General features: G+C 56.7%; 10 protein-coding genes and 1 tRNA gene. 7 read left to right on the plus strand and 4 right to left on the minus strand.

Translation table 11 applies throughout. The features are described 5' to 3' along the window. Nucleotides 1-98: 98 nt before the first annotated feature. The 3 genes from ACXM2N_RS04075 to ACXM2N_RS04085 all read right to left on the minus strand — a co-directional run bounded on the left by ACXM2N_RS04075 (nucleotide 99) and on the right by ACXM2N_RS04085 (nucleotide 4,163). A complete protein-coding gene (locus ACXM2N_RS04075; RefSeq protein ID WP_458490277.1) occupies nucleotides 99-1,079 on the minus strand; it encodes a ribose-phosphate diphosphokinase in 981 nt (326 codons plus the stop codon). A gap of 223 nt (nucleotides 1,080-1,302) precedes the next feature. Next, the gene (glmU, locus tag ACXM2N_RS04080; protein ID WP_458490279.1) at nucleotides 1,303-2,784 is read right to left on the minus strand and encodes a bifunctional UDP-N-acetylglucosamine diphosphorylase/glucosamine-1-phosphate N-acetyltransferase GlmU; all 1,482 of its coding nucleotides are present in this window, start codon (nucleotides 2,782-2,784) and stop codon (nucleotides 1,303-1,305) included. Nucleotides 2,785-2,927: 143 nt separating this feature from the next. After that, nucleotides 2,928-4,163 (minus strand): MFS transporter, encoded by a 1,236-nt coding sequence (locus ACXM2N_RS04085; protein WP_458490281.1) that lies wholly within the window; start codon nucleotides 4,161-4,163, stop codon nucleotides 2,928-2,930. Nucleotides 4,164-4,647: 484 nt separating this feature from the next. Between ACXM2N_RS04085 and ACXM2N_RS04090 the strand changes: the two genes are divergently transcribed. From ACXM2N_RS04090 to ACXM2N_RS04110, 5 genes are all read left to right on the plus strand, one after another. Then, nucleotides 4,648-4,812, plus strand: coding sequence for a hypothetical protein (locus tag ACXM2N_RS04090; protein ID WP_458490283.1), 165 nt, complete (start codon nucleotides 4,648-4,650; stop codon nucleotides 4,810-4,812). 248 nt (nucleotides 4,813-5,060) lie between these two features. Then, entirely contained in the window at nucleotides 5,061-5,426 is a 366-nt protein-coding gene (locus tag ACXM2N_RS04095) for a hypothetical protein (protein ID WP_458490285.1), read from the plus strand. 323 nt (nucleotides 5,427-5,749) lie between these two features. Continuing rightward, nucleotides 5,750-5,926 carry a hypothetical protein gene (locus ACXM2N_RS04100; RefSeq protein ID WP_458490287.1) on the plus strand — a complete coding sequence of 59 codons (177 nt, stop codon included), beginning with the start codon at nucleotides 5,750-5,752 and terminating at the stop codon, nucleotides 5,924-5,926. A gap of 233 nt (nucleotides 5,927-6,159) precedes the next feature. Further along, the gene (locus ACXM2N_RS04105; protein ID WP_458490289.1) at nucleotides 6,160-6,405 is read left to right on the plus strand and encodes a hypothetical protein; all 246 of its coding nucleotides are present in this window, start codon (nucleotides 6,160-6,162) and stop codon (nucleotides 6,403-6,405) included. A 161-nt stretch (nucleotides 6,406-6,566) separates the two neighbouring features. Continuing rightward, a complete protein-coding gene (locus ACXM2N_RS04110) occupies nucleotides 6,567-6,893 on the plus strand; it encodes a hypothetical protein (protein ID WP_458490291.1) in 327 nt (108 codons plus the stop codon). Nucleotides 6,894-6,998: 105 nt separating this feature from the next. Here the strand turns inward: ACXM2N_RS04110 and ACXM2N_RS04115 are convergent. Next, nucleotides 6,999-7,073, minus strand: a tRNA-Gln gene (locus tag ACXM2N_RS04115). A gap of 233 nt (nucleotides 7,074-7,306) precedes the next feature. On the opposite strand from ACXM2N_RS04115, the gene ACXM2N_RS04120 reads away from it, so the two are divergent. Both ACXM2N_RS04120 and mfd read left to right on the plus strand, forming a co-directional pair. Further along, nucleotides 7,307-7,966: a TetR family transcriptional regulator gene (locus ACXM2N_RS04120; protein WP_458490293.1), complete on the plus strand. Its 660-nt coding sequence runs from the start codon at nucleotides 7,307-7,309 to the stop codon at nucleotides 7,964-7,966. Nucleotides 7,967-8,210: 244 nt separating this feature from the next. Then, nucleotides 8,211-11,987, plus strand: coding sequence for a transcription-repair coupling factor (gene mfd, locus ACXM2N_RS04125; protein ID WP_458490995.1), 3,777 nt, complete (start codon nucleotides 8,211-8,213; stop codon nucleotides 11,985-11,987). Nucleotides 11,988-12,012: the final 25 nt, after the last annotated feature.

Consider the following 12,012-nt stretch of genomic DNA (forward strand, 5'->3'; position numbering starts at 1 on the left):
ACGTTGCGACAGGGGCAAGGAAATTTACCAAAAAAGGGAGCTCACCACAGAAAGTGGTGAGCTCCCTTTGACGTTAAACGTAATCGAGGAAAGCGAGACTACGCCTGGCCCTCGAACAGGGTGGTAACGGAACCGTTCTCGAAGATCTCGTTGATGGTCTTAGCCAGCAACGGAGCGATGGACAGAACGGTGAGGTTGTCCCAGCCCTCAGTGTTCTGAGGCAGGGTATCGGTGGCAATAACTTCCTTAGCGCCACACTGGGATAGACGCTCACGTGCAGGGCCGGAGAATACGCCGTGAGTACAAAGAATGATGACATCCTTCGCGCCAGCGTCACGCAGAACGCCAACCGCGCCAGCGATGGTTCCACCGGTGTCAATCATGTCATCCAAGAGGATGGCGGTCTTGCCCTCAACATCACCAACAACGCGGTTGGCAACTACCTCGTTGGCTACGTCTACGGAGCGGGTCTTGTGAACGAACGCCATTGGGGCATCGCCCAAGGTGTTGGCCCACTTTTCTGCAACCTTTACGCGGCCGGCGTCAGGGGAGACAACTACGATGTTGTCGAGCTCGTAGTGTTCCTTAACGTAGTCCGTCAAGATTGGCATTGCGTGCATGTGATCAACTGGGCCGTTGAAGAAGCCCTGGATCTGATCAGTGTGCAGGTCGACTGTCACGATGCGGTCTGCACCAGCAGCCTGCAGGAGGTCAGCAACCAGGCGAGCGGAGATTGGCTCACGGCCGCGGTGCTTCTTATCCTGGCGAGCGTAAGGGTAGAACGGCAGGATAGCGGTGATGCGCTTTGCAGAACCACGCTTGAGCGCATCGATCATGATGAGCTGTTCCATCAGCCACTTGTTCAGTGGCTGGGTGTGGGATTGCATCACAAAGGCATCAGAGCCACGGACAGACTCTTCGAAACGGACGAAGATCTCACCGTTTGCAAAGTCACGTGCCTGCATTGGAACCAAGTCAACGCCTAGTTCCTTAGCTACGGCTTCAGCCAGTTCTGGGTGTGCGCGACCCGAGAACAGCATCAGGTTCTTTTTTTGTTCAGACCACTTGTGGGAGGTCATAGGTTGCAATACCTTCCTTCAAGGTAAAAGGAGCAGAAAGCTTTCGAAAATAAGGATACCCACCGCATTAAGCTTCATTGAAATATTTGTGGGGTAAGTCAAAAAATTTTCTTTCCCCACTTATTCTGAGCTGGTGTTCTTGGGTTTTGGCGAGGGGGAACATTTGGGGGAGTGTAAAACAAACTCGGTACACCACCAAGTACATGGTGTACCGAGTTTGTCCTTACTTGTCCTCGTTTTTGAGGGCTTCTTCAGCGGCCTTGGCTGCTGGGGTGCCTGGGCGCTTGGCAATGACCCAGCCCTCGATGTTGCGCTGCTTGCCGCCGGAAACTACCAGCGATCCAGCTGGCACGTCCTCGCGGATGACGGTGCCTGCGCCAGAATAGGCGCCGTCGCCTACGTTGACCGGAGCGACGAACATGGTGTCGGAGCCGGTGCGAACGTGGGAGCCGATGGTGGTGTGGTGCTTGTTCACGCCGTCGTAGTTGACGAAAACGGAGGATGCGCCAATGTTGGATTCCTCTCCCACGGTGGCGTCACCAATGTATGTCAGGTGCGGTACCTTGGAGCCGCGGCCGATCTTGGCGTTCTTAGCCTCAACAAAACCGCCCAGTTTGCCCTTTTCGCCCAGTACCGTGCCAGGGCGGATGTAGGTGAAGGGGCCAACGGTTGCGTTCGCGCCGATTTCGGAATCGGATCCATGGGTGCGTACAACGGACGCGCCCTCACCGACCTTAATGTTGTCCAAGGTGGAATCTGGCCCGATCTCTGCGTTGTTAGCGATCTCCGTGGTGCCTTTGAGCTGGGTGCCTGGGTAAATTATGACGTCAGTTCCGATCTTCACGGTCACATCAATCCAGGTGGTTTCCGGATCCACAATGGTGGCGCCGCCGCGCATGGCTGCCTCGACGGTACGGCGGTTGAGCTCGCGGCCCGCCTCGGCCAGTTGTACGCGGTCGTTGACGCCAGCAAGCTCGTTTGGGTCGTGTGCTTGGTGTGCGCGAACAGGGTGGCCATCGTTGCGGGCGATGCCTAGGACATCGGTTAGGTACAACTCGCCTTGGGCATTGTCTGCCTTTAGCTGGCCCAGCGCGTTGCGCAGGATCGCTGCGTCAAATGCAAAGACACCGGAGTTGACCTCATTGATCTTGAGGGTCTCCTCATCGCCGTCTTTCTGCTCGACGATGGCAGTGACCTCGCCGTTGTCGTTGCGCACGATGCGGCCATAACCGGTTGGGTCGTCCAAGGTCATAGTCAAAACGGTCACTGCGGTTGGGATTTCGGTGTGAGCGTCAACGAGTTCCTTCAGCGTTTCAGAGCGCAGCAGAGGAACGTCACCGTTAGTGACTACAACGGTGCCTTCGAATCCTTCGAGCTTGTCCATCGCGCACTGAACTGCGTGACCAGTGCCGTTTTGCTCTTCCTGGATGGCAGTCTTCACGACGGTGCCGGACAGCTCCTGTGCAACTGCATCAACCGCTGGGCCTACCTGATCGCGTTGGTGGCCGATGACGGCGACAATGAAATCAGGGTCCACACCTGCAGCGGCGTGAAGGGAGTGGGACAGAAGGCTGCGGCCGCCGATGGCGTGTAGAGTCTTCTGCTTTTCGGACTTCATTCGAGTACCCGCGCCAGCCGCCAAAACAACGACAGCGCAGGATGAAGGGTTACTCACGGGTAACTGTTCTCCTGGGTTGATGGACATGGTCAAAGCAGCACTTACGTATTTCCACACGATAAAGCGCGTCTTACTTTTCTTCCCACCAGCTTAACGCTCTTGGAAGCTATGTACGCATTAGGAGTGAATTTGGTTGTCGTTTAGGCCGGTGCTGATGCAGCCGAATCCTCTTAACCTGCTGAAACGTCTTTCATATTTTTGGCCATGAAGGTGCCTACGAGCCCCATGACGGCTAAGAAAATGATGGCAATGTGGGTGCCGAATAGCGTCAAAGCGCCGGAAATGGCGCCGGTGACTAAGAGGAAGAAGCCCATCAGTGTATTGGCTGCACCAACAATGCGCGTACGCTCGTCTCCTTCTGCCATGTCCACCACATAGGTTTTTCTGGCCACGCGTACTGCAACGTGGCAGAGAGTAACGAGGAAGAAGCTCAGGCCAAGAACGATCATGAGGGCAGTACCGGACATCAAGCATGCTGCGGCTACGGTGAGCAACAGAATGATGGAGGCAGCAAGGCTGCCGTAACTCATGACGTTGCGCGATGAGATGTCGGAAAGCTTTCCGGACACCTTGCCGCCAATGAACCTTGCTAGTCCACTGGCAAGCATGAACATTCCCACGCCGCCGAAGCTCACGCCCTCCTCCGCGCCCAGAGTTACAAGAAAAGATGTGGATAGAGCGGTCACGAGGAGGAGCGAACGGACCGTGACGAACATGCGGAAGTGGGCGTTAGTGCGAAGCAACCCGAAGCAGTCAGCGAACGGATTCTCAGGTGCGCGAGCGGAACCGGCGTCTTCATACGATGGTTCATCGATGCGGGCAAAGACGAGGCCCGCAACAAACCATGCCACTGCAGATGCCATGATGAGGGCGGCGAGAGCCCACGCGGGCGCGCGGTCTCCCAAGAGCATCAAGACAATGGCGAGTGCAATTCCTGCAAGCCCGCCCACAGTGGTGGCCTTGCCGTTGATTGCGCCCCGCGAACCTTTAGAAATCACGCGTCCCTGCACATCTTTAGATGTGATGGAGCACAGCGCGCGACCTAGCGCCAAGATCCCAAGCAGGATGATCACGACCACGCCCAGCGCCACACCGTCGAGCAACAACCCACTCACACCGACGCCGGCAGCGGCCGTAGCCTGGATCATGGAGCCTGCTACCCAGATGGGCACCCTCTTGCTTTTCGACAAGATCCACGGCGTCAGCGACGCCTGTGGCAACAGGGAGCCGGATTCCCTGATGGGGACAAGGAAGGCCGTGAACACCGCCGGCGTGCCGGCGGTGGCGAAAATCCAAGGCAACACGGTTTTAGCTGACGTGATCTGGTCACCAATGTTTTGCAGCCCATTGGACATGACAAAAATGCGACCGTTGCGGGCCTCTGCCACAGAATCACTGTTTGTCATACCCAAATCCTTCTCTCTGCTCGATTGGTTCAACTCACAGTAGAAGTCCGCGCGAGACGCGGGCAAGCAAGGGAAAGCTAAGCTAAAGTGACCCCGCGCACCCACCACGCGTTTTCATCAACAGCTGACATTGAGACCGTTCCGTAGCGTTAAAACAACCTGTGTCAGCGAAAAATAGGTTTCGATTCACCAAGGGCTTTTATTATCCGATTTTCAACGCGGCAGCGTGCCCCGGCTGCTCACAATCTCCGCACACGCCTAGTGAGTAGGGGATATGCCTAGAAGCCTCCAGCAACTCTCGGGCAAACATTAGTGGCCGCCCAGAATGCCCCTTTACGTGGAAGCCTAATAATGGCTTAGCGAATGGCCCGCATGTGGTTGGGGAAAGGCGACAGCGCGCATTCGATTCTGCGCGAGTGGGGTGTTTGTGTAGAAGACGCCTGTGTGTGGTGAGTTGGGTCGGTATCACGATCATTGCTGGTGTGTGGCGATGGAGGTTGGTGAGTCTGCTCCGTTGCCTGCGGTCAATCGTGAGTTGGAGCAGGCGTGGAAGCAGACTACTCGTGGTGGTTCGCAGGATGATGTGATGCGTCGGTGGAAGAATTATTTGGATCGTCGTTCGCGGGTGTTGCAGTCGCAGGACAAATAGCAAGACACGGGCGCCTGGCGGTTATTCCTTGGACAAACGGTTTGGGCACAAAGCAGGCATTCAGGTAGGCAAGTCAGCGTTTCCCGCGGGGTGGTCAGATCAGCAGATTGTTGATGCCGTCCGCGATGTGCTGGAGGGAGGGGAAATCGGGCTACGTCGCGCTTCAACGGAGTTTCAGCAGGATCGTCAAGGTAATGAGTGGCTACCAACCTTTGATTATGTGGTGACGAAAACCGCTAGGATTAAAGGTGAAGAAATTACAGCAGCTTACACGGTCATCGATGGCGTGGCTGTGCAACCCTACGGATACTCAAACGAAAGGCAATGAGAAAATGAGTAGCCCACGGATTACAACTAGCAGGGAGCTGTTTGACTATGTGATTGCTAATGGTCCCCCTATGGTGCAGAGTCTGCGCGATTGGAAGGTTTTTGGCAGACGGGAGGTGGCCGATGACCTCTGGGTTTATTTTCTTGCCATGTTGAAGGAATATTCATATAAAGAGCTTGAGCCGGTGATGAAGGTGGTTCGTGACAATATTATTCTCGTTGCTGGCGATGAGGCTGATTTTGAGCTTGCGGATATTGTTGGTGCCCCGTGGGATTGTTTCGCTTAGGTCAAAAGTTCTGCCGTCACTTTTTGTGGCGGCTTTTGCTATCAACGAGATGAAGTTTAGCGCTGCCTAGCCGGTAGGTTTCCAGGTTCAAGTCCTGGCAGCTGCGCGAGCATAACCCCATCACGCCCCTGGCTGGTGTGGTGGGGTTTTGTGCTGCCCCTAAAACGATGAACCTATTTTTCCTAGGAGGAAAACGAATGGACAACGCGGATTCCTTGGGGGGCTAGCGGCTAGGTGCCGACTCCAGCTGAGGTAGCAGCCAAAACCACGTCGCGTACCGCGGAAAAGCTGCCGCGCCGCCGGATACCTTTGATTGTGAGTACGTGGAGAAGCTTCGTAAAGAGGTGGCCGGTTACCGCTCTAAGTTAAAGGAGCTTGAACCGCTCGTGGTGGAGTACCGCAAGCAGCAGGTTGGCGTAATGAGCCTGTTCGTGATGGTAGTGGGTGGCCTCATGATGAGAGTTGTGCTGATGGCTACCGGCGGGATTCCGAGCGTGTAGGTGCGTCGAAATTCCCGAAAGACTGGACAGACCAGCGGGTTGTTGACGTTATTCGCGATTCAATCGAAGCTCCGCAGTATGCGACAGTGAATGAGTTTCCCGGGGAGGTGTGGTCTGAAGTAGACGGCGTGATGGCGTATGTGAAGTACGTTATGATTCGAGGTGAAGCTAAGTTTTCGTTAGCTCATCCTGTGAGTGAGATTCTAAAACGAGCAAAGAGAAGGGGTTAGGCATTGAGCAGATATTTCGATCAGTTGGACGCGTTAATTCCCGATACTGTGCCACGTGAGGCCGCGATGGACTCACTCTCAGCGGGAGAAGTAGATGGAGCGATTACTGCATTGATGGAGGATGCTTTTTCAGCTGGGGAACTTCCGGTTGAGGCATTTGAGATAGCGTATGGGGCGCAACTTGATACGCCCTTTCTCCTAATAATTGATGCTCTAAAAGAAGCGATGACAAAAGCTTCGCCTAGGTAGGTTATTGTGCTGGGTTCGAGTCCTGGCACGCGCACGAGCATAACCCCATCACGCCCCAGGTGGGTGTGGTGGGGTTTTGTGTTGCCCAGAAAACGATGCACCTATTTTTCCCAGGAGGAAAACGAGTGGACAACACAGATTCCACGGATGCTAGCGGCTAGGTGCCGACTCCAGCTGAGGTAGCCGCCAAAACCACCGCGTCCACGGCAGAGAAATCAGCCACGGCGTCGGATACCTTTGATCGCGGGTATGTGGAGAAGCTTCGGAAAGAGGTCGCCGGTTACCGCTCTAAGTTAAAGGAGCTTGAACCGATCGCGGCGGAGTGCCGCAAGCAGCAGGATGCAAGCAAGTCTGAGCTTGAGGCCGCGCAGGCTAAAGCTGCTGCGGAGGCTATGAGAGCCACGGTAGCTACGCAGGCAGGTGTGCCAGTTGAGCTGTTGCCAGACAGTGCGGATGAGGCCACGCTTATCCACGCATTGAAGAGGTGAGGAAAGCTAAAACGAAATCGCCGTTCTAGTATCGTGCCAGAGCCGGGGCTGACAATGAAAATAGCCCGCTACCCACAAAGAGTGAGGTAAACGGGCTATTTATAATGGCTTCCCCACCAGGACTCGAACCTAGAATGACGGTACCAAAAACCGTAGTGTTGCCGATTACACCATGGGGAATTGCGCGCCTATAAGGCGAACAAGCCGGATACACAGCGGTGTGTGTTTCCGGAATGACAGCTTACATTACTTATCACGATTTGTGTAAAACCTGCCAGCTTTGTCGGGGGTTAGGGTGCCCGTAACGGTCAGTGGTGGTTTGGTCCCCACATTGTAGATAAGGTGGTCTTAGGCAAGGTGGCAGCGAGGCTGCACCTTAAGTTTTGTAGATAGCACCGCAAAGGAATGTGTTCATGGGTCGAGTCCGGATGACTGGCAAAGAACGGCGTGAGCAGTTGATCAGGGTTGGTCGATCGGCGTTCGCAGAGCTCAGTTTTGATGGCGCCAGTGTTGAGGAAATCGCGGCACGCGCCGGTGTGAGTAAGCCGGTAGTGTATGAACACTTTGGCGGTAAAGAGGGCCTGTACGCAGTAGTCGTTGACCGTGAAATGACCAGGCTCGAGCAGGTGATTACCAACTCCCTCAGCCATGGGCGTTCGCGCGCGCGTATTGAGCAGGCTGTCATTGCGTTGCTGACTTACGTGGAGGATGAGACCGATGGTTTCCAGATCCTGATGCGCGATCTGCCGCTGGGGCATGAGCGTAGTTACTCCACATTACTCAATGACGCTGTTGCGCAGGTGTCCCACATTCTGGGTAAGGCTTTCGAGCGATCTGGCTTGGACCCCAATAACGCTGTTCTTTACGGGCAGGCTTTGGTGGGGATGGTATCCATGACGGCCCAGTGGTGGTTGGACGAGCGGTTGCAAGAAAATGGTCCAACTAAAGAACAAGTAGCGGCCCATATTGTGAACCTGTGCTGGAACGGTCTTTCCGGCATGGAGGTAGATCCGCGATTGTCCCAAGTGGAAAACAGTGAGCCTGCTGAATTGGGCGAGCACAAGGGTAATTGACATGCGTGAATGGCCCTCTTTAGGCGGATAGGCATGATCGTGGACTGCACGCTAGACTGGTGAGTTATTGATGCTAGCACCTCGCACGCATTGGGCAGCGGGAAGCTATTAGCACCCCTTTTTGTTAGGGCCAATGGTGGCCGGAGAACAGAAAGCGGGTGCTTTCGCTGTGTGCTGGCCACCCAATTAATCGCTTACTGGACTAGGAGTTGAGCACCAGATCGTGGCTACCAAAACTACTGCAATGCTCGCTGGCCTACTCAAGGTTGCCGCGACTGACCCCAAGCTCAAGGGCCTTGTGTCCCACGTGGGTGATGAATCGCTGCACATTACTGGCATTGACCAGGCCCGCCCATGGGCGGTTGCAGCGGTTGCGGATAAGGTGCCGGTTTTATTGGTGACTGCCACTGGTCGTGAAGCAGAAGACCTCACCGCGGAGCTGAAGGCGATGATGGGGGAGAAGGTCGCGTGGTTCCCCGCGTGGGAGACGCTGCCGCACGAGCGGCTCTCGCCGGCGGCGGACATTGCGGGCAAGCGAGCCCAGGTTCTGGCACACATGGATGACTACAAGGTGGTTGTCACCGCCGCGCGCGGACTCGCCCAGCCAGTACTTCAGGAGGCCGAGGGGCGCGAGCCTATCGTGCTCGAAGAGGGCGTCGAGGTGGAATTTGAGGATCTGACCAATGAGCTCGTCCACCGCGCGTACAAGCACGTGGACTTGGTGGCCAAGCGAGGTGAGTTCGCTACTCGCGGCGGTATCATCGACATCTTCCCAACCACCGCGGACTACCCTGTGCGCGTCGAGTTCTGGGGCGACGAGGTTTCTGAGATGCGCGCGTTCTCAGTGGCTGACCAGCGTGCTATCCCCGATATGGAGATTGAGCGGATAGAGATCTATCCGGCACGTGAGCTCCTCATTTCTGACAGCGTTGCAGTCAAAGCGTCAGAACTTGCTACCAAGCATGCGTCCAACCCGACGCTGCAGGAGCTTCTGACCAAGATCAGTGACAAGATCCCAGCAGATGGTATGGAAGCACTCATGCCGGCGCTGGTGGACACTCCGTTTGTGGCGCTGCCGGAGCTGATGCGCAAAGGTACTCACATCATTGCCGTGAACCCAGAGAAAATCCGCACGCGTATCGCTGACCTGCAGGCAACGGATGCGGAGTTTTTGGCGACCGGTTGGGAGGCAGCAGCCATGGGCGCTGATGGCCCAGTGGCTGCTGAAGGGCTAGACCTTGAGGCATCCACCTACCGTTCCTATGAGTCGCTGGAGATTGCTGCTAAGAAAGCCGGTTGCAGCTGGTGGACGTTTACTCCGCCGGGAATGATGGAAGGCGACGATTCTGATACATTGCCGCTGGAATTCGAGCCGGGGCCTACGCCGCGTGGTGACATTGGAAAGATCGACACCATGATGGCTGAGCTGCTTGCTCACACGCTTGCTGGTGGCAGGGCAGCGTTCATCGCGCCGGCGCAGGGGGCGATTAACCGCATGGTGGATCGTTTCAAGGAAAAGGGCATTGCCACGCGCGTGGCGACTGCTGGCTGGGAGCCAAGCCCGGGTGAGGTCACGCTGTACCAGGCGCTCAGCCATGCCGGCTTGGTATTTCCGAGGGTACGCAAGCTTAAGGATGCTGATGCGCTACCACTGGTTGTGGTGACTGAGACTGACCTCACCGGCAACCGAGTGGGCGATATTGCTGGGGCGAAGCGCAGGCCCGCCAAGCGCCGCAACCGCGTAGATCCTCTGGCTTTGAAGACCGGTGACTATGTGGTGCATGAGACCCACGGCATTGGTCGCTTCCTGAAGATGGCTGAGCGCGTTATTTCGTCCGGCGATGACACCTCGCGTCGCGAGTACATCGTGCTGGAGTACGCCTCATCCAAACGTGGTCAACCTGCTGACCAGCTGTATGTGCCGATGGACTCACTGGACATGCTGAGCAAGTATGCCGGTGGTGAGACCCCTACGCTGTCCAAGATGGGTGGTTCTGACTGGAAGAACACCAAGAAGAAGGCTCGTGCCGCTGTGCGTGAGATAGCTGGCGAGCTGGTGGAGCTTTACGCAAAGCGCCAATCCTCGCCAGGCCATGCCTTTGCGCCAGATTCGCCGTGGCAGTTGGAGATGGAGGACAACTTCCCGTACGTGGAGACCGAAGACCAGATGCTCGCCATCGAGGCCGTCAAGGCGGACATGGAAAAGCCCGTTCCGATGGATCGCGTGGTGGTGGGCGATGTGGGCTACGGCAAAACTGAGGTGGCTGTGCGCGCAGCTTTCAAGGCTGTCCAAGATGGCAAGCAGGTGGCTGTGCTGGTGCCTACCACATTGCTGGCGCAGCAGCACCAGTCCACCTTTGAGGAGCGCATGGCGGGATTCCCCGTCAACATCAAGGGTCTGTCTCGCTTTACCTCTGCCGCCGATTCCAAGGAGATCCTCCGCGGGCTCGCCGACGGCACGGTGGACATTGTGATCGGTACCCACCGTTTGCTGCAAACGGGCGTGCAGTGGAAGAACTTGGGCCTAGTTATCGTCGATGAGGAGCAGCGCTTTGGTGTGGAGCACAAGGAGCACATCAAAGCAATGCGCACGCACGTGGACGTGCTGACCATGTCTGCAACCCCAATCCCGAGAACCTTGGAGATGTCCATGGCGGGTATCCGTGAGATGTCCACCATCCTGACGCCACCGGAGGATCGTCACCCGATCCTGACTTACGTAGGCGCGCAGGAGGACAAGCAGATCGCTGCGGCAATCCGGCGCGAGCTGTTACGTGATGGCCAAGTATTCTTCGTTCATAACAAGGTTAAAGACATTGAGAAGCGCGCCCGCGAACTCCGTGAACTCGTGCCAGAAGCCCGCGTGGTGGTTGCCCACGGACAAATGAGTGAGGAAGTCCTCGAGCAGACGGTTCAGGGGTTCTGGGATCGCGAGTACGACGTGCTGGTGTGCACCACCATCGTGGAAACAGGCCTCGACATTGCCAACGCAAACACCCTCATTGTGGAAAACGCTCACCACATGGGACTTTCTCAGTTGCATCAGTTGCGTGGTCGTGTGGGCCGCTCCCGTGAGCGCGGCTATGCCTACTTCCTGTACCCCAAGGGAGTCACGCTCACGGAGAACTCCTATGACCGCCTGGCCACTATTGCCCAGAACAACGATCTGGGCGCCGGCATGGCCGTGGCCATGAAGGACCTGGAGATGCGCGGTGCCGGCAACGTGTTGGGCGCGGAGCAGTCTGGACACATCGCAGGCGTCGGCTTTGACCTTTACGTGCGCCTCGTGGGCGAGGCGGTGGAGGCCTTCCGCGCGCTTGCCGACGGGAAACCGTTAGACGCCACGGACAAGGGGCCTAAGGAAATCCGTATCGAGTTGCCGATCGACGCCCACATCCCTGAGTCCTACATCAAGGCCGAGCGTCTGCGCCTTGAGGTCTACCGCAAACTCGCGGCGTCGAAAAGCGAAACCGATCTGCGCCTCGCCGTGGAGGAAATGGAAGACCGCTACGGTCCCTGCCCCGAGGAAGTACAGCGCCTGCTGTCCGTCGCCCGACTGCGCCACCAGGCGCGCCGGGCTGGAGTGGGGGACATTATGGTCCAGGGAACCCGCATCAAGATCCACCCGGTAGAGCTTGCCGACAGCAAACAGGTCCGCCTGAAACGACTGTTCCCAGGCGCGGCCTACCGCGCCGCGGCCAAGGCCATCCAGTTACCCATGCCGCGCGCCGGGCGCAATGTGACAGACACGAAGCTGCGCGACGTGGACCTCATTCAGTGGGTGGCGGACTTCTTGTCGCAGATGTTCGATCTGGAGGAGATCGATGTGCGCATATCCAGTGCTGGGAAGAAGCAGAAGAAGGTGGTGTCCTCCGTAACCAAGACCACCAAGGCGCAGAAAAAACCAGCCACCAAGCAAAAGACTGCTGCTCCCGCGGCGCGTAAGACCACATCACCACGTGCTGCAGGGCGCAACAATCCACTCAACGGATCTGGTGGATTCCGCTCCCGCAGCAACTAAGCACAAAGCTGCCTTCCCGTGAGAC

Source organism: Corynebacterium sp. ZY180755, assembly GCF_054331495.1.